Annotated in this window: 18 protein-coding genes and 1 rRNA gene; 17 read left to right on the plus strand and 2 right to left on the minus strand. The window is 68.4% G+C overall.

The genetic code is table 11. The features are described from left to right. Nucleotides 1-9: 9 nt before the first annotated feature. The 6 genes from rrf (at nucleotide 10) to ACG04R_RS27960 (ending at nucleotide 3,896) form a co-directional block, all read left to right on the plus strand. A 5S ribosomal RNA gene (gene rrf / locus ACG04R_RS27935) occupies nucleotides 10-122 on the plus strand. Between the two features lie 212 nt (nucleotides 123-334). Next, nucleotides 335-745: an IS66-like element accessory protein TnpA gene (gene tnpA / locus ACG04R_RS27940; protein ID WP_394417930.1), complete on the plus strand. Its 411-nt coding sequence runs from the start codon at nucleotides 335-337 to the stop codon at nucleotides 743-745. After that, a complete protein-coding gene (tnpB, locus tag ACG04R_RS27945) occupies nucleotides 742-1,089 on the plus strand; it encodes an IS66 family insertion sequence element accessory protein TnpB (protein WP_394417933.1) in 348 nt (115 codons plus the stop codon). The genes tnpA and tnpB overlap by 4 nt, the downstream gene beginning before the upstream one ends. A 25-nt stretch (nucleotides 1,090-1,114) precedes the next feature. Continuing rightward, nucleotides 1,115-2,722 carry an IS66 family transposase gene (gene tnpC, locus ACG04R_RS27950; protein ID WP_394417936.1) on the plus strand — a complete coding sequence of 536 codons (1,608 nt, stop codon included), beginning with the start codon at nucleotides 1,115-1,117 and terminating at the stop codon, nucleotides 2,720-2,722. After that, nucleotides 2,719-3,237 (plus strand): hypothetical protein, encoded by a 519-nt coding sequence (locus ACG04R_RS27955; protein ID WP_394417939.1) that lies wholly within the window; start codon nucleotides 2,719-2,721, stop codon nucleotides 3,235-3,237. Before tnpC ends, ACG04R_RS27955 begins: the two co-directional genes overlap by 4 nt. A 95-nt stretch (nucleotides 3,238-3,332) precedes the next feature. Then, a complete protein-coding gene (locus tag ACG04R_RS27960) occupies nucleotides 3,333-3,896 on the plus strand; it encodes a hypothetical protein (RefSeq protein WP_394417942.1) in 564 nt (187 codons plus the stop codon). Nucleotides 3,897-4,327: 431 nt separating this feature from the next. Here the strand turns inward: ACG04R_RS27960 and ychF are convergent, their stop codons facing one another. Further along, a complete protein-coding gene (gene ychF, locus ACG04R_RS27965) occupies nucleotides 4,328-5,419 on the minus strand; it encodes a redox-regulated ATPase YchF (RefSeq protein ID WP_394417945.1) in 1,092 nt (363 codons plus the stop codon). A 136-nt stretch (nucleotides 5,420-5,555) separates the two neighbouring features. On the opposite strand from ychF, the gene ACG04R_RS27970 reads away from it, so the two are divergent. From ACG04R_RS27970 to ACG04R_RS28020, 11 genes are all read left to right on the plus strand, one after another. Then, nucleotides 5,556-6,677 (plus strand): FAD-dependent monooxygenase, encoded by a 1,122-nt coding sequence (locus tag ACG04R_RS27970; RefSeq protein ID WP_394417948.1) that lies wholly within the window; start codon nucleotides 5,556-5,558, stop codon nucleotides 6,675-6,677. A gap of 30 nt (nucleotides 6,678-6,707) precedes the next feature. Further along, complete coding sequence (locus tag ACG04R_RS27975; RefSeq protein ID WP_394417951.1) at nucleotides 6,708-7,508, plus strand: DsbC family protein; 801 nt, start codon at nucleotides 6,708-6,710, stop codon at nucleotides 7,506-7,508. A 5-nt stretch (nucleotides 7,509-7,513) separates the two neighbouring features. Further along, nucleotides 7,514-7,951: a DUF3429 domain-containing protein gene (locus ACG04R_RS27980; RefSeq protein WP_394417954.1), complete on the plus strand. Its 438-nt coding sequence runs from the start codon at nucleotides 7,514-7,516 to the stop codon at nucleotides 7,949-7,951. Then, complete coding sequence (locus tag ACG04R_RS27985; protein ID WP_394417957.1) at nucleotides 7,951-9,660, plus strand: M61 family metallopeptidase; 1,710 nt, start codon at nucleotides 7,951-7,953, stop codon at nucleotides 9,658-9,660. Before ACG04R_RS27980 ends, ACG04R_RS27985 begins: the two co-directional genes overlap by 1 nt. A gap of 7 nt (nucleotides 9,661-9,667) precedes the next feature. Beyond that, nucleotides 9,668-10,774, plus strand: a complete 1,107-nt coding sequence (locus tag ACG04R_RS27990; RefSeq protein WP_394417960.1) for a DUF3108 domain-containing protein — start codon at nucleotides 9,668-9,670, stop codon at nucleotides 10,772-10,774. Beyond that, nucleotides 10,771-11,559, plus strand: coding sequence for an enoyl-CoA hydratase (locus tag ACG04R_RS27995; RefSeq protein ID WP_394417963.1), 789 nt, complete (start codon nucleotides 10,771-10,773; stop codon nucleotides 11,557-11,559). The genes ACG04R_RS27990 and ACG04R_RS27995 overlap by 4 nt, the downstream gene beginning before the upstream one ends. A 175-nt stretch (nucleotides 11,560-11,734) precedes the next feature. Further along, nucleotides 11,735-13,078 (plus strand): glycoside hydrolase family 27 protein, encoded by a 1,344-nt coding sequence (locus tag ACG04R_RS28000; RefSeq protein WP_394417966.1) that lies wholly within the window; start codon nucleotides 11,735-11,737, stop codon nucleotides 13,076-13,078. Nucleotides 13,079-13,333: 255 nt separating this feature from the next. After that, on the plus strand, nucleotides 13,334-13,714 hold the full coding sequence (locus ACG04R_RS28005; RefSeq protein WP_394417969.1) for a DUF4148 domain-containing protein: 381 nt from the start codon (nucleotides 13,334-13,336) through the stop codon (nucleotides 13,712-13,714). 104 nt (nucleotides 13,715-13,818) lie between these two features. Further along, complete coding sequence (locus ACG04R_RS28010) at nucleotides 13,819-14,853, plus strand: substrate-binding domain-containing protein (RefSeq protein WP_394417972.1); 1,035 nt, start codon at nucleotides 13,819-13,821, stop codon at nucleotides 14,851-14,853. 8 nt (nucleotides 14,854-14,861) lie between these two features. Further along, nucleotides 14,862-16,004, plus strand: coding sequence for a sugar ABC transporter permease (locus tag ACG04R_RS28015; protein WP_394417975.1), 1,143 nt, complete (start codon nucleotides 14,862-14,864; stop codon nucleotides 16,002-16,004). Then, the gene (locus tag ACG04R_RS28020) at nucleotides 16,001-16,747 is read left to right on the plus strand and encodes an ATP-binding cassette domain-containing protein (protein WP_394417978.1); all 747 of its coding nucleotides are present in this window, start codon (nucleotides 16,001-16,003) and stop codon (nucleotides 16,745-16,747) included. Before ACG04R_RS28015 ends, ACG04R_RS28020 begins: the two co-directional genes overlap by 4 nt. Nucleotides 16,748-16,764: 17 nt before the next feature. Here the strand turns inward: ACG04R_RS28020 and ACG04R_RS28025 are convergent, their stop codons facing one another. After that, nucleotides 16,765-17,565, minus strand: coding sequence for an SOS response-associated peptidase family protein (locus ACG04R_RS28025; protein WP_394417981.1), 801 nt, complete (start codon nucleotides 17,563-17,565; stop codon nucleotides 16,765-16,767). Between the last annotated feature and the right edge of the window lie 185 nt (nucleotides 17,566-17,750).

Below are 17,750 nucleotides of genomic sequence, written 5' to 3' on the forward strand. Positions count from 1 at the left end.
CCAGTCAAGCCTGACGACCATAGCGACTTGGTCCCACTCCTTCCCATCCCGAACAGGACAGTGAAACGAGTCAGCGCCGATGATAGTGCGGATTCCCGTGTGAAAGTAGGTCATCGTCAGGCTATTATTCAAGCCAACCCCCATCAGTGAAAACTGGTGGGGGTTTCGCTTTTGCGGGACTGATATTCGATTTTTAATGGTTCGTAGTGCGTCTTGGGGCGGGGCGCCGTAAGCGTGGCCTCACGGCCCTCTGGTGGGCCGGTGGTGTTCTGACCAAGATCGGCTGATCCTGCGCACCCGAGATGGTGTGCATCAGGCATCGCTAGCGCACACCATGGCCGATCAAGACACACCCTCCAGGCGCCGCCGGCGCGACCACAGCCCCGAGCTCAAGCGCGAGCTGGTCCGGCAATGCCTGCTGCCCGGTGCGTCGGTGTCCAGTATCGCGATGGCCCACGGCATCAACGCCAACCTGGTGTTCAAGTGGCGCCGCGAACATCGTGCTGCCGAGGCCGCCGGCGCAGGGCCCACACAAGCATCGGCACCGCTGCTGCTACCCATCACGCTCACCTCGGCCCCATCGTGCGATACGGCGGCGCCGCCACCTCCCGTGCCGACACCGTGCGCGACCCCCACCGCCGGCAGCATCGAACTCGACTTCGCCGGGGCTCGACTGCGGCTGCATGGCGCCGTCGATCCGCAGAGCCTTGTTGCGCTGCTCACCGCGCTGCGCAGCCTCGCATGATCGGCCTGCCGGTAAACACGCGTGTGTGGCTCGTGGCAGGCCACACCGACATGCGCAAGGGCTTCGATGGCCTGGCCGCCGTGGTGCAGACGGTGCTGGCCGAGAACCCGTTCGACGGCCACGTGTTCGTCTTCCGTGGTCGGCGCGGCGACATCGTCAAGGTGCTGTGGTTCGATGGCCAGGGCCTGATGCTGCTGGCCAAGCGTCTGGAACGCGGCCGCTTCGTCTGGCCGCAGGCCGTCGACGGCCGCGTGGCGCTGACCGCTGCACAACTGTCGATGCTGCTCGAAGGCATCGATTGGCGCATGCCGACACGCACGCACTCTCCTCAGTTGGCTGCATAACGCTTGCGCCCTGGGAGTGATCCCAATGTGGCCGCGGTGGGCGTGCCGCACACTGCGGTCCGTGCCGCAAGACGCCGACCCGATCAGCCAACTGCCCGACGATGCGCAGCTGCTCAAGCAGCAACTGCGCGCCAGCGCCAACGAGGTGCAACGGCTCAAGCTGATGGTCGACAAGCTCAAGCTGCAACTGGCGCGACGCGTGCGCGCGGAGTTCGGCACTTCCAGCGAGCGATTCGATCTGCAGGTCAGCCTCATCGAACCGGTCGGGTTGGAGCAGCTGCCGGTGCGCAAGCCCACCGCGCCGGCGGCCAATGCCGGCAGCGTCGACCGCAGCCTGCCGGATCACCTGCCGCGAGAACAGCGCGAAGTTCGTCCTGCGACCAGCCCCGCGCATCACGACGCCGCGGGTCAGTCTTGCGGCTGCACGGCCTGCGGTGGCCGGCTGCGCAGCATCGGCGCCGACGTCTCAGAGCACCTGGAGTACGTGCCGGCACGCTTCAAGGTCATCCGCACCGTGAGACCCAAGCTGGCGTGCACGAAGTGCGAGGCCATCTTCCAGGCCAGCGCACCGAGTCGGCCGATCGCGCGAGGTCTCGCGGGTCCGGCGCTGCTGGCCCACGTGACGGTGTCCAAGTATTGCGATCACTCACCTCTGCACCGCCAGAGCCGCGTCTACGCGCGCGAAGGCGTCGAGATCGACCCCAGCACGATGGCCGGCTGGGTGGAGCAGGTCCACACCTTGTTCGATCCCCTCGTTGCCGCGCTGGGCCGACACGTGCTGCACGCAGCCAAGGTGCATGCCGACGACACGCCGGTGAAGGTGCTGGCGCCAGGCGAAGGCAAGACGCGCACCGGCAGGCTGTGGGTCTACGTGCGCGACGACCGGTCTGCGGGCGACCTCACGCCGCCGGCGGTCTGGTTCCGCTACTCGGCCGACCGCAAGGGCGAGCACCCGCAGCGCCACCTGCGCGACTTCCGCGGCATCCTGCAGGCCGATGCCTACGGGGGCTGGAACGCGCTCTACGACGGCGGCCACGTGGTCGAAGCGGCATGCTGGGCTCACGCGCGACGGCCGTGGTGGGACCTGTACGAGCAGCACCGGGACGACACCGGGCTGGCGGCGCAAGCGCTGCGCCACATCCAGGGGCTGTATGCAGTGGAGGCCGACATCCGCGGTCGTCCACCCGAGGTGCGACGCCAGCAGCGCCAGGCGCGAGCCGGTCCCTTGCTGGAGAAGTTCCACCTCTGGCTGCAGGGTGTGCTGACCCAGGTGTCGACGAAGTCGGAGTTGGCCAAGGCAGCCCGCTACAGCCTGGCGCGCTGGAAGGCGTTGACGCGCTACGTGGACGACGGTCGCATCGAGATCGACAACTCGGCCGCCGAGCGTGCGCTGCGCGGCGTGGCGCTCGGGCGCGGCAACTACCTGTTCATGGGTTCGAACGCGGGTGGCGAGCGCGCGGCGTCGATGTACAGCCTGATCGAGACCGCCAAGCTCAACGGACTCGACCCCGAGGCATATCTGCGCGAGGTGCTGCAGCGCATCGCCGACCATCCGGTGAACCGCATCGACGAGCTGCTGCCGTGGAACATCGGCGGCCAGCGCGCCGACGCCCAGGCGCGCGCGGCGGCATGAGCGGGCCGAGCATCGACCCACGACTGCTGGACGTCCTTCATCAGGCCAGCAGCCTGGAGCTGTTCCAGCTCAGCACGCTGATCGAGCGACTGCTGGCCGACCCGCGACGCATCATCGCGGTACGCAGGGACATGCACCTGGGCCAGACCGTGCGCTTCCTGGACTGGCGCGATGGCAGCCTGCGTGAAGGCAATGTCGTGGCCCTGCGCGACACCCAGGTCACGCTGCAAGACCTGCGCGAGCGTCGCGAATGGAAGCTGCCCTATGCAGCCATCGAGCCACCGGCGCCGAACGCCGCGGCACGGCAAGCCGAAGCCGCGCCAGCACCTGCTGCGCCTCGACCCACGCGCAACGACTTCCGCTGCGGCGAGAAGGTCGCCTTCGAGGACAAGTACCTCAACACCGTGGTCGGCACCATCGTGCGCATCAACGAGCGCACCGCCAGCATCGACCCGGGTGATGGCACCAAGTGGCGCGTGGGCTTCGGGTTGCTGCGACACGTGCTGGACATCTGAGCTACCACGTATGCCGGCCCGGAAGCGCGAGCTGCTTCCATGGGCCGCGTCGAAGCGATTGCGCCTGGTATCTTTACACCTTGAGAGGAGACCCTATGCGCAGGCGCATCGCCGTACTTTTTCTGTTGTGCAGTTTGATTTTGGCCAGCTGTGCTGTGCGCGATGCAAAGACTTCTGGAGACGCAAAAGGGGCGATTGGCAGCACCAAGTTGTCGCTCAATTTGGAACTGCCCAAGGCGATCAACATTTCTCGCACATCGAGTGTCAAGGGCGGATCAAGCATTAGCGAACAGGACAAGCAACGGGCGTTGTCCGACAGCAGGGCCCTCGTGAGCGTCATGTTCAAAGGCTTCACGGAACGCTTTCCGACAATGGCCAAGTCGTACGGCCTTCGTATCGACCCGGCATCTCAAAGCGAGTCGATCCTGAGGCTGTCTGTGACCGCGCTTCACTTGGACTGCACTGATATGGGCTGCAGGCCGAACTTGGAGATAAGAGCCATAGTTCTGCGTAGCGACAACTACGCGACGCTCTGGACCTACACAAGCAATGTTGGAACGGCGACAGTTTTGTCGGCCGTCTCAGATGAACTCTTCGAGTCGTTCGCTAAAGACATGCTCCAGGCGATGGAACGCGACCACGTGTTGAGCAAGCAGTAGGCAGTGTAAAGATCGGGACACGGCTCGCGTAAAGTGAGTCGCACAACCAGGCGACGCAGTCCCGGCCACCGCACCGCGGAGGGCCGTGAGGCCACGCTTACGGGGCGCCTGCCAAACCCTCAGCTGATCTGTAGTTGGCGCAAGAGCGTGGGCGTCGTCGTGCCCGTCGAGAAGTGGAGTTGTTCCAACTCCTGGATGCACCCGGCTGCGGGCCTAGTTGCTTGATGGATTGCCAGGTAGCGATCCACCGCGCCACGAGCTTCTGCGCGCGGCGTCGAATAGTCGTTCTTCAGCCTATAGGACTCATCAAATCGATTGATGCGGGGGCTGAGGGCAGACCGGGCGCCCTCTCTCGTGCATGAGCAACAAAAACCCGCCGAGGCGGGTTTGACTTGGTCGTGGAATGGTCGCCGAGAGCGACGAACTTCCCTTCAGACGTTGAAGAGAAAGTGGAGTACGTCTCCGTCCTTGACGATGTATTCCTTGCCTTCTGCACGCATCTTGCCGGCATCCTTGGCGCCTTGCTCGCCGCGGTACTGGATGAAGTCGTCGTAGGCGATGGTCTGGGCGCGGATGTAGCCGCGTTCGAAGTCGGTGTGGATGACACCGGCGGCCTGCGGTCCGGTATCGCCGATGTGGATGGTCCAGGCGCGCACTTCCTTCACACCGGCGGTGAAGTAGGTCTGCAGTCCCAGCAGCTTGAAGGCGGCACGGATCAGGCGGTTCAGACCCGGTTCGTCCTGACCCATCTCGGCCAGGAACAGCGCGCGGTCCTCGTCTTCCATCTCAGATAGCTCGGCCTCCGTCTTGGCGCAGATCGCCACGACAGGACCGTTCTGGGCCGCTGCGTATTCCTTCAGGCGGTCGAGGAAGGGGTTGTTCTCGAAACCGTCTTCCGACACGTTGCCGACGAACATCGCCGGCTTGGCCGTGATCAGGCACAGCGGCTTGAGGATGGCCAGCTCTTCCTTGCTGAAGTCGATGGTGCGCACCGGCTTGGCCTGGTCCAGCGCGGCCTGGCACTTCTCCAGCACCTTGACCAGCGCGATGGCTTCCTTGTCACCGGCGCGGGCGACCTTGTTGTAGCGGTGCAGGCTCTTCTCGACGGTGCCAAGGTCGGCCAGGCACAGCTCGGTCTGGATCACCTCGATGTCGGAAATCGGGTCGACCTTGCCATTCACGTGGATGACGTTCGGGTCCTCGAAGCAGCGCACGACGTTGACGATGGCGTCTGTCTCGCGGATGTGCGAGAGGAACTGGTTGCCCAGGCCTTCGCCCTTGCTGGCGCCGGCCACCAGGCCAGCGATGTCGACGAACTCCACCACGGCGGGCAGAACGCGCTCGGGCTTGACGATCTCGGCCAGTGCGGCGAGGCGCGGGTCGGGCAGCTCGACGATGCCCACGTTGGGCTCGATCGTGCAGAAGGGGTAGTTCTCGGCGGCGATGCCGGCTTTGGTCAGGGCGTTGAAGAGCGTGGACTTGCCGACATTGGGCAGGCCCACGATGCCGCATTTGAGGCTCATGTCAGGCTTTCCGTTGGGGAGGTGCGACCAGCCGATGCCGGTGGCGAAGCGGCCGATTTTAGTCGGCCGGCGCGGCAAGCCCACAGGCACACCCCTGCGCCGCGTTGCGGTCACACCCCCTGCCTACAATCGCGGCATGCAAAGCGTCGATGTGTTGGTCAGGGGCCGAGGGGCGGTGGGTAGCAGCCTGGCGCTCAGTCTGGCTGCGCAGGGGCTGAGTGTCGGCATGACCGGCGCGCCCGAGGCCCCCAGGACGGACGACGTTCGCACCTATGCGCTGAACGCCGCGTCGGTCGCATTGCTGACGGAGCTCAAGGTCTGGGACAGCCTGCCGGCCGACGCCGTCAGCCCGGTCTACGACATGGTCGTCTGCGGCGACGCCACGGAAAGTCAACCCGGCGGGCGCCTCAGCTTCTCGGCCTGGCAGCAGGGGCTGCGGGAACTGGCCGTCATCGTCGATGCTGCAGCGTTGGACGCCCAACTGGCCACGGCGCTGCGCTTCTCTCCCCACGTGCACAACGTGCCCGACAACACGCCTGCTGCGCTGACGGCACTGTGCGAAGGCCGCGAATCGGCCGCACGCGCGGCGCTGGGCGTCGAGTTCAAGCCGCAGGCCTACGGCCATCGTGCGCTGGCTGCGCGGCTGTCGGCGGACCGCCCCCATCAAGGCGTCGCCCGCCAGTGGTTCCAGCCCGGAGGCGAGGTGCTGGCCTTGCTGCCGTTCGAGAAGCCGATGCCGGGCGCGTCCTACGGTCTTGTCTGGTCCTGCGCGGAGGCCAAGGCCCAACGGCTGCAGGACTTGTCGGCCGAGGAGTTCGAGCGTGAATTGAATGCCGCCACGGCAGGCGCCGCGGGCGAGCTCAAGCTCGGCAGCGAGCGTTCGAGCTGGCCGCTGGCGCTGGCCCGGGCGGATGCGGTCAGCGGCCCCGGCTGGGTGCTGCTGGGCGACGCGGCCCACATCGTCCACCCGCTGGCCGGCCAGGGCCTCAACCTGGGCCTGGGCGATGTTTCTGCGCTGGCCCGCGTGCTGTCCGGGCGCGAAGCGTGGCGGCCGCTGGGCGACGAGCGCCTGCTGCGCCGCTACGCCCGCGAACGTCTCGCACCGACGCTGGCCATGGGCGAGTTGACGGACGCGCTGCAGCGGCTGTTCACACACGCATCGCCGGCGGCGCACGGTCTGCGCAACCGCGGGCTGGACGCGCTCAACCAACTCACCCCCGTCAAACGCTGGTTGACCCAGCGCGCCCTCGGTCTCTAACCCACTCACCGCTTGTTGCGCATCGTGCTGTTGTCCTCATTCGCCCGCCTCCTCACCGGCCTGCTCATCGCCGCCAGCCTGCCGGCCGTTGCCGACCAGCCCGCCAACCGCAAGGCCGCAGCACCCACGCCTGCTGCGCGCGTGCCCGAGACGCCCAAGGTCGTCGACGAGGCCTACATCCGCAAGGTGCTGGCCGAACGCATGCCCGGCGCTCCCAAGATCGACGCGGTGCGCCCGGCGCCCATGCCGGGGCTGTGGGAGGTCGTCATCGGCAACGAGGTGCGCTACACCGATCCCACGGTCAGCTTTCTGCTCGAAGGCGACCTGATCGACCTCAAGGCCAAGAAGAACCTGACCGAGGAGCGCATCACGCAGCTCAACCGCGTGGACTTCGCGGCGCTGCCGTTCAAGGACGCCGTGACGTGGAAGAACGGCAGCGGCAAGCGTCGCATCGCCGTCTTCGCCGATCCCAACTGCGGCTACTGCCGCCGTTTCGAGGCCGCGCTGCAGGAGATGAAGGACGTGACCGTCTACACCTTCCTCATCCCCATCCTCGGCGGTGACTCGCCCGAGAAGTCGCGCGCGATCTGGTGTTCCAACGACCGCGCCGGCACGTGGTTGGGCTGGATGCTCCGTGGTGTGACGCCGCCGGCGGCCACGGCGAAATGCGACGACGCGGCCATCGAGCGCAACCTGGCGCTGTCGCGCAAGATCCATGTGAACGGCACGCCGGCCATCGTGCTGGAAGACGGCAACCGCATTCCCGGCGCCGTCGGCGCGGTGGAGCTCGAGAAACGCCTGCAGGCGCTGGTGCCGGCCAACAAGTCCTGACCCCGATGAACGCCGAAACCCGCCAGCTCGCGCATCGCCTGGGCTATGCCGGCCTCGTGCCCTTCGTGCTTGGTTTCCTGCTGATCTGGCTGATCGGCGACCGCGACCTCGACCAGCACGCCTTCGTCAGCCTCGCGCTGTCCGCCTATGCGGCCTTGGTCATCTCGTTCCTCGGCGGCATCCATTGGGGCCTGTCCTTCGCGCGCGGCTTGCCCGGGCGCCAGCCGCTGGTCTGGGGCATCAGCGCCATGCTGCTGGGCTGGCTGGGCGTGCTGATGTCGCCCTATGCCGGCCTGGCACTCCACGGCGGCGTGCTGATCGCCTGCTACGTCGTCGACCGCCGCGTCTATCCGCAACTGGGCGCGTCCGACTGGCTGACGCTGCGCTTCCGGCTCACGCTGGGGTCGTCGCTGAGCTGCTTCCTCGCCGCCGCAGGCAGCTGATGGCGGGGCCGCGCTACCGGATCGAGCTGGCCGACATCGCGGCCCATCGTTACCGCGTCACGCTGACGCTGGACAACCCGGCGGCCGAGCAGCAGTTCAACCTGCCGGTGTGGATTCCCGGCAGCTACCTCGTGCGCGAGTTCGCCAAGCACCTCAGCGGTCTCACGGCGCGCCAGGGCAGCCGAGAGCTGGCCGTCGAGCAGCTCGACAAGGCGGGCTGGCGCGTGCGCTGCACCGGCCGCGCGGCGCTGGTGCTGAGCTATGACGTCTACGCCTTCGACGCGTCGGTGCGCACGGCGTGGCTGGACAGCCAGCGGGCCTTCTTCAACCCGAGCAGCCTGTGCCTGCGCGCGCAGGGGCGCGAGGCCGAGCCCCACCGCATCGAACTCGCGCGCGTGCCCAAGGGCTGGCACGTGGCCACGGCGATGGCCGAGCGCGATGGCGGCTTCGAGGCGGCGGACTACGACGAGCTGGTCGACCATCCGTTCGAGATCGGTCCGCACTGGCAGGGCGAATTCACGGCCGCGGGCGTGCCGCACCGCGTCGTCGTCGCCGGCGCCTGGCCCAGTTTCGACGGCGAGCGGCTGCTGGCCGACGTGCAGCGCATCTGCGAGGCGCAGATCGCGTTCTGGGGTGGCGCGCCGTTCGAGCGCTACAGCTTCCTGCTGTGGGCCGTCGACGACGGTCACGGCGGCCTGGAGCACCGCGCCAGCACGGCGCTGATCTGTTCGCGGCGCGAGCTGCCGACGGCCATCGAGGCCGCGGCACCCAGCGACAACTACGCGCGACTGCTGGGCCTCTTCAGCCACGAGTACTTCCACGCCTGGAATGTGAAGCGGCTGCGCCCTGCGGAGTTCGCGAGCCTGGACTACCAGCGCGAGAACTACACCGAGCTGCTGTGGTTCTTCGAGGGCTTCACGAGCTACTACGACGAGCTGTTCCTGCGCCGTGCCGGCTTGGTCGACGCGCCGCGCTACCTGAAGCTGCTGCAGGCCTCGGTCAATGGCGTGCTGGCCGCGCCGGGCCGGCGCGTGCAGCCGCTGGCGCAGGCGAGCTTCGAGGCCTGGACCAAGTACTACCGTCCCGACGAGAACAGCCCCAACGCGACGAGCAACTACTACGCGCAGGGCGCGCTGGTCGCGCTGTGCCTGGACCTGAGCCTGCGCGCACGCAAGTCCAGCCTGGACGCGTTGATGCAGCGGCTTTGGACGCGCAGCGAGGGCGGGCCGGTCAGCGAGAGAGACATCCTCGCGGCCGTGGCTGCGCTGGGGGGCGACGACCTCGCGGCCCAGCTGCACGGCTGGGTGCATCTCACCGACGAGCTGCCTCTGCGCGAGCTGCTCGCCGCGTATGGCGTCGCGTGGCGCGACGAGGGCCGCCAGAGCGTGGCCCAGCGGCTGGGGCTGCGCGTGCGCGAGTCGGCCCTGACAGGCGTGCAGGTCAGCCATGTGCTGGCCGGCGGTACGGCCGAGGCTGGCGGTGTCAACGCGCGCGACGAGATCCTTGGCTGCAACGGTTGGCGGCTGCGCCGGCTGGACGATGCGCCGGGCCTGCTGAAGGTTGGCGAGGCCCAGTTGCGGCTGCTCGTCAGCCGCGACCAGCGCCTCGTGGAGCTGGGCGTCGCGCTGCCGCCCGCGCGGCCTGCTGCGGTGGGGCTGGCGCTGGCGGATGGCGCCCAGGCGGCCCGTCGTCGCTGGCTCGGCGCATAAGCTCACGATGAAGACCCCGCGGCCACCGTGGCTGCTGGTGGCGGCCGTGCTGGCACTGCATCTGCTGCTCGGCAGCGAGGTGCAGCGCATCCAGGACGGTTGGGTGCATGACGGCCCGCTGCCGATGCCACCGCGCATGCAGGTCGACTTCGTGCGCGAGATGACGATGCAGGCGCCGGTGACGGCGCGCGTGTTGCCCAGGCCCCCCGCGCCAAAACCGAAGCCGCCACGGCCCGAGGTGACGACGGCCGGTGCCGCGCCCGCTGCCTCGCAGCCGGTCTCCGCGCCCGAGCCGGCCCCCGAGCCGCTGCCGCCGCCCGAGCCTGTGGCCGAGGCGGCGTCTGCCGCGGCGCCCCCCGTCGCCGCGGCCTCCGCACCGTCCAGCGACGAGCCCGGTCCCGAGTGGCCGTTGTCCACGCGGCTGACCTACCAGCTGACCGGCAACTACCGCGGCCCTGTGCACGGCCGGGCGCAGGTTGAATGGCTGCGCAAGGGCAGCAGCTACCAGGTGAACCTGGATGTCGGCGTGGGCCCGAGCTTTGCGCCCTTCATCACGCGGCGCATGAGCAGCCAGGGCCGGCTCACGCCTGACGGCATCGCACCGCAGCGCTACGACGAGGAGACCCAATTCATCCTCGGCGAGGCCCGCCGTGCCAGCGTCTTCTTCCTGCCCGACGAGGCGCAGCTCGCCAGCGGCCAGCGCCAGCCTGTGGCCCGCGGAGCGCAGGACGCAGCCAGCCAGTTCGTGCAGCTCACCTGGCTGTTCCTGACAGGGCGCGAGCCGCTGGAGGCCGGCCGCGTCGTGCAATTCCCGCTGGTGCTGCCACGCCGTCAATATGCCTGGCAGTACGAGGTGCTGGGCGACGAGACGCTGGCCACGCCGATGGGACCGGTGGCCGCGTGGCACCTCCGGCCCACGCGAGCGGCACAGGCACAGGTGAGCGGCGGCGACCTCGTCGCCGAGGTCTGGCTCGCGCCGTCGCTGCAATACCTGCCGGTGCGCCTCGTCATCCGCCAGGATGAGCAGACTTACATCGACATGATGCTCAAGAGCGTGCCGCTTCAGGCCGCGCCAGAATCGAGCAACGACATCCCCCGGAGGCTGAGCCAATGACCTACGAATGCATCATCACCGCCGTTCACGGCGACGGCCCGCGCAAGACCGCGCTGATCACGCTGAACCGCCCCAAGGCGCTGAATGCGTTGAACGACCAGCTGATGGATGAACTCGGCGAGGCGCTGCTGGCCTTCGACGCCGACGACGGCATCGGCGCCATCGTGCTGACAGGCTCCGAGCGCGCGTTCGCGGCCGGCGCCGACATCCCCACCATGCTGCCCCACACCTTCGCGACCGCCTTCAAGAGCGGCCTGATCTCGAAGAACTGGGAAACCATCCTGCAGGTGCGCAAGCCGGTCATCGCGGCGGTCGCCGGCTTTGCGCTGGGCGGCGGCTGCGAGCTGGCCATGATGTGCGACTTCATCATCGCGGCGGACACGGCCAAGTTCGGCCAGCCCGAGATCAAGCTCGGCATCGTGCCTGGTGCCGGCGGTACACAGCGCCTGCCGCGTGCGGTCGGCAAGAGCAAGGCCATGGACCTGCTGCTGACGGCCCGCATGATGGCCGCTGCCGAGGCCGAGAGCGCGGGCCTGGTGTCGCGCGTCGTGCCGGCGGACAAGCTGCTCGAGGAGGCGCTGGCCGCCGCCGAGACGATCAACGGCTTCAGTGGCCCATCGGTCGCGCTGATCAAGGAACTCGTCAACCTCGCCTACCAGGCGCCGCTGACCGACGGCGTGAACGTCGAGCGCCGCTACTTCCATGCGCTGTTCGGCAGCCACGACCAGCGCGAGGGCATGGAGGCCTTCCTGGCCAAACGCGCGCCGAACTTCGAGCACAGGTGACGGCCGCGCCCTGCGGGGCGCTGTCGGGGCGTGATGCCGGTTTGGATATCCACCAGGCGCTTTTTTTGATCGCCCCCTTCAAAGTCGGCATGGCATGCGCCGTCGATACTTTTCCGAGCCTTCGAGGCTGACCATCCTCGGTCAGCGCTCGCACAAAAAGACTTCGGAGACCCTCATGCTCAGTCGACGCGCACTGATCGGTACCGGCGTAGCCGGTGTCGCGGCTTCCGCCCTGCCGGCCCAGGCGGCCAGCCGCACCGCTTCGCCGCCCGCCCTGCTGGCGCCCACCCCGCCAATGGGCTGGAACAGCTGGAACAGCTTCGCCACCACCATCGACGAGGCCCAGGCGCGCGAGACGGCCCGCATCATGGCCGACAAGCTGCTGCCTGCGGGCTACGACATCTTCACCATCGACATCCAGTGGTACGAGGCCACGGCATCGAGCTACACCTACAGCGCCAACCCGGAGCCGGCGATGGACGGCCATGGCCGCCTGCTGCCTGCCGAGAACCGCTTCCCCTCGGCCGCGGGCGGACGCGGCTTTGCCGCGCTGGCGGCGGAGGTTCATGCCCTGGGCCTGAAGTTCGGCATCCACCTGATGCGCGGCATCCCGCGCCTGGCCGTGAAGCGCAACCTGCCCATCCTCGGCACGGCGTACCGCGCGGCCGACGTGGCCGACACCAGCAGCGTCTGCTCGTGGAACCCCGACATGTACGGCGTGGACATGCGCAAGCCCGGCGCCCAGGCCTACTACGACAGCGTGTTCGCGCTGTACGCGTCGTGGGGCGTGGACTTCGTCAAGATGGACGACATGAGCCGCCCCTACGATGCACACGCGCCGGAGATCGAGGCCGCGCACCGCGCCATCGTCCGCACGAAGCGGCCGATGGTGCTGAGCCTCTCGCCCGGCGAGACTCCGGTGATCCGCGGTGAGCACGTGCGCCAGTACGCGCAGATGTGGCGCATATCGGACGACTTCTGGGACGACTGGAAGATGCTGGAGGCGCAGTTCACGCGGCTGGAGAACTGGAACCCGTGGCGCCGCCCCGGTGCCTGGCCCGACCCCGACATGCTGCCGCTGGGCCGCCTGGCCCTGGGGGCGCGCGACACCAAGTTCACGCCCGACGAGCAGCGCACGCTGATGACGCTGTGGGCCATCACCCGTTCGCCGCTGATCATGGGCGGCGACCTGCGCCATCTGGATGAGCCGACGCTGGCGCTGCTGACCAACCCCGAGGTGCTGGCCGTCGACCAGGCTAGCAGCGACAACCGCCCGCATTTCGTCGCCGACGGCGTGCGCATCTGGTCCGCGCGGCCGGCCGACGGCAAGGGCCGCTATGTCGCGCTGTTCAACACCTCGGACAAGGCCGGCGAGGTGTCGGTGAAGCTGCGCGACCTGGGGCTGGAGGGCGTCGTCCCCGTGCGCGACCTGTGGGCGCGGCGCCCGCTCGACACAGCGTCCGGCAGCCTGACTCAGGTGATCCCGGCACATGGTGCCGGCCTGTATCGCGTCGGCTGACAAGACGGGCGCCTGCAAACCCGCAGGGCGCCGCCTTGACGGCGTCCCACGACCGGCGCCGAATGGTCATTGCTCGTTGCGGCTCAACGCCGATGACTTAGGGATGACTATTCACGTTGGGTGAATAGTCAGTTCCCGTTGGCCTAGTGTTTCTACCGAGGGCGGCTCCCTACAGTTCAGACCCATGGACAGCGCGGTCGCGATGTCCGCAGTCCAAAAGCAGGACGTTCCTGCCAGTTACTGAAGGAGCCCGTCATGAGCAAGCTGTCCACCGTCATCGCCGCCACCCTGCTGATCGCCGCCGGAGTGGCCTCCGCCCAAACCACGCAGTCCACCCCGCTGACCCGCGAGCAAGTTATCGCCGACTTGGTTGCCGCCCGCAACAGCGGTGAACTGGCCGCCATCCAGGGTGAAAAGGGCATCGAAGTGACGACCCCGGCGAGCGCCAAGGCCGCCGCCATCGCGACGTCCACGCTGCCCCGCCAGGCCGTCCTGGCCGTCAAGCCGACTGACCTGCGCGCCGACGCGAAGACGGCCGCCGCCGAAGCCGCTGACCACGGCGAGAACGCCGCCCGCGAACTGGGGGATTTCCCGGCCCCCGTGGGCCGTCGCGCCACCGCGCTGGCTGGCCGCTGAAACAAAGCGGTTTCAACCGCATGAAAGGCGACCCATGAGGGTCGCTTTTTTGTTGCCTGCGTTCCTAGAATCCGCGGCCCGGACGAACGGGCGTTGGAGACAAGATGCGCAGACAGCAGATGTGGGCAGCGGCGACGCTGGTGATGGGCTTGATGGCCTCGACGACAGCGTTGGCCGCCGGCCCCGTGGTGGGTGTGAGCTGGTCCAACTTCCAGGAAGAGCGCTGGAAGACCGACGAGGCTGCGATCAAGGCCGAACTCGCCCGCCTGGGCGCCAGCTACGTGAGCGCCGATGCCGGCGGCTCGCCCGAGAAGCAGATCGGCGACGTCGAGTCGCTGCTGGCCAAGGGCGCCAAGGTGCTCATCATCCTGGCGATGGACAAGGACGCCATCGTCCCCGCGCTGAACAAGGCCAAGGCCCGCAAGGTGCCTGTGGTGGCCTACGACCGCCTCATCGAAGCGCCCGAAGTGTTCTACCTGACCTTCGACAACCGCGAGGTGGGCCGACTGCAGGCCAAGGCCGTGCTGGCCGTGAAGCCGCAGGGCCGCTACGTGATGATCAAGGGCTCGCCCAGCGACCCGAACGCCGACTTCCTGCGCGCCGGCCAGCAAGACGCCCTGGCCGACGCCGTCAAGAAAGGCGACGTGAAGATCGTCGCCGAGGAGTACACCGACGGCTGGAAGCCCGAGGTCGCGCAGAAGAACATGGAGCAGATCCTCACCAAGCTCAAGGGCGGTGTGGACGCGGTCGTCGCCAGCAACGACGGCACCGCCGGTGGCGCCATCGCGGCGCTGGCGGGCAAGGGCATCAAGGGCGTACCGGTCAGCGGCCAGGACGCCGACCACGCCGCGCTGAACCGCGTGGCGCTGGGCACGCAGACGGTCACCGTCTGGAAGGACTCGCGCCTGCTGGGCAAGGAGGCCGCAGCCGCCGCCGTGCAACTCGCCAGCGGCCAGAAGGTGCCGGGCGCCGCCCCGTGGGCCGGTGGTGAACGCAAGGTCAGCCTGCAGGCCAAGTTCCTCGCGCCGGTGGCCATCACGCAGGCCAACCTGGGCGAGGTCATCAGCGCCGGCTGGATCACCAAGGCCGTCGCCTGCAAGGGCGTCGACGCGGCCAAGGCGCCGGCCGCCTGCAAGTAAGGATCGCGATGAATGCCCAGACCCAGCGGCTCGCCGTCATGGCGGCCGTGCTGGTGGCCATCGCCATCGGCTTTCATGCGCTCACCGGCAGCTTCCTGACGGCGGAGAACCTCTACAACATCGCCCAGCAGACGGCGGTCGTCGGCATCGTCGCCAGCGGCATGGCGCTGATCATCGTCGCGCGCCAGATCGACCTCGCCGTGGGCTCGCTGCTGGGCGCCGTCGGCGTGCTGATGGCCTGGCTGCAGTACACGCAGGGCTGGTCCGTCGTCGCGTCGCTGTTCGCGGGCCTGGGCCTGGCGCTGGCGGTGGGACTCTTCCAGGGCTGGCTGTCGGCCGTCATCGGCATTCCGTCCTTCGTCGTGACGCTGGGCGGCCTGGTGTCGCTGCGCGGCGTGGCCTTCCTCGTCGCCGACGGCAAGACGCAGCCGGTGACCGAACCGTGGCTGCTGGCGCTGGGCGGCGGCCTGGACGGCTCGCTGGGCGAGCGTGGCAGCTGGCTGCTGGGCGTGGGCCTCGTCGCCGTGCTGCTGGGCTGGCAACTCGTGCAGCGCCGCGCTCAGCAGCGCGCCGGCGGCGTGCCCGGCCAAGCGAAGCATGAGCTGCTCAAGGCGGCGCTAGCCGTCATCGCCGTGTTCGGCACCGTGGCCGTGTTCAACGCCTACAAGCTCGAGGGCCAGGAGCAGGGCCAGGGCCTGCCGCTGCCGCTCGTCATCTGGGTGGCCGTCGTGCTGGTGCTGGGCTTTGTCGCCAAGCACACGCGCTTTGGCCGTTATGTCTACGCGATCGGTGGCAACCCCGACGCGGCGCGGCTGGCCGGCATCCCGGTACGTCGCGTGATGATCCAGCTGAACCTGCTGCTGGCGGCGTTGGTCGCGCTGGCCGCCGTCGTCGCGATGGCGCGCCTGAATGCCGGCACGAACTCGATGGGCACGGGCATGGAGCTGACCGTCATCGCGGCAGCCGTCATCGGCGGCGTGAGCCTGGCCGGTGGTAGCGGCAGCGTGGGCGGCACCGTGCTGGGCGCCCTCATCATCCAGAGCATCGACAGCGGCCTGTTGCTGACCGACGTCACCATCGGGTGGCGCATGGTCGTGCTGGGCCAGGTGCTGGTCGCTGCGGTGGTCTTCGATCGCGTGGTGCAGAAATGACGGCCTTGCTTGAAGTGCGCGAGGCGCGCAAATCCTTTGGCGGCGTTCACGCGGTCGACGGCGTCAGCTTGAGCCTGGCCGCCGGAGAGGTGGTGGCTGTGCTGGGCCACAACGGCGCCGGCAAGTCCACGCTGATGCAGATGCTGGCCGGCGCGCTGCCGTTCGATGGCGGCGAGCTGCACCTGAACGGCCAGGCCGTGAAATTCGCCAGCCCGGCCGATTCGCGCGCGGCCGGCATCGAGACCATCCACCAGAAACTGGCGCTGGCCGACAACCTGGACTCGGTCGCCAACCTGTTCCTGGGCCGCGAGATCCGCACGCGCCTGGGCCTGCTGGACGACGCCGCCATGCGCGCCGCCGCCGTGCCGCTGTTCGCGCGGTTGAACCCGAACTTCAAGAACATCGCCGACCCGGTGATGTCGCTGTCGGGCGGGCAGCGCCAGGTCGTCGCGATCGCGCGTGCGCTGCAGTTCAAGGCGCGCGTGCTGATCATGGACGAACCGTGCGCCGCGCTGGGCCCAGCCGAGACAGCGATGGTCCACGACCTGATCCGCCGCCTGAGTGCCGAGGGCGTGGGCATCCTGCTGGTCACGCACGACATGCCGGACGTGTTCGCGCTGTCGCACCGGCTGATGGTCATGAAGAACGGCCGCCCGGTCGCCACCTGCCGCACAGCCGACGTGACCGAGGACGAGGTGCTGGCGATGATCATCGCGGGCAAGGCACCGGCCGCGGCTGCTTAGGGCCGGAGCCGGCGGCCTCAGGCGAAGAGGTCGCCCGTGATCGGCATCGGCACGTCGGGCGCCCGGCGTCGTACGACAACGCGCTTGCGGCGCGGGGCTTCGGCCACCGCGGGCCACCATTCGTCCGCGAACAGGTCGCCCTCATCGGGCCAGGCCAGGCGCGACGGCCAATTCGCCGGCTCCTGGGGCGACGCCTGCAACTGCTCGGCGGGGAAGCGCACGAGCAGCCGTTCCGCCTGGGCGCCCGTGCCATGCAGCCACGGCCGCTGCGCCTCGGCGGGCAGGATGACGGGCATGCGCCGATCGTGCCCCGGTGGGTTCAGACGGTCGAAGAGGGCGTGCCCCTCGCCGCTGACGGTCAGCACGCAGAACGACAGCTGAGTCTCGCCCGCCGGGCTCGTCCAGGCACTCCACAGGCCAGCCAGGCCCATGGGCTGCTCATCCGTGCGGCCGATGTGCCACATCGCCGGCTGGCCCGAGGCATGGCTCCACTGGCTGAGCCGCTCCACCGGGATGACGCAGCGCCAGCCGGACCACCAGCTCTGCCGGAAGGTCGGGTTCGACTTCATCGTCTCGACGCGGCAGTGACGCGTCTGCGTAGCCATGCCGGCGTCGAGCGCTGCCCCCGGCAGCAGCCCGAATCGGCCGACGTTGACGTCGCCCAACGCGCCGGACGACGGGTGCTCAGCGGGGACGATGAATAGTGCCAGGGCGTCGGCGCCGTCAGCCGGTTCCAGTTGGACGTCGATGGGCAGAGCGACACCGAACGCCGCAAGCAATCGAGAGGCGTCGGTCACGGGTTCAAGATGGCTGCGCACGCGGAGTTCCTCGGCGAATCGGTCATGCTGTGGGGTGTAAATAATACTGTATAAAAAAACAGTAGTGCGCCGGGAGACCGGTAGGAGGTCAGGGGTGAAAGTCCCCGACAACAAAGAAGTAGCGATTCATGTTGTCCCCGAGTCATGCGCAGTGCACCGCGAGGTGCACTGCGAAGCGTTGACAG

It is taken from the genome of Pelomonas candidula (genome assembly GCF_043555985.1).
In the GTDB taxonomy this organism is placed as follows: Bacteria; Pseudomonadota; Gammaproteobacteria; order Burkholderiales; family Burkholderiaceae_C; genus Pelomonas; species Pelomonas candidula.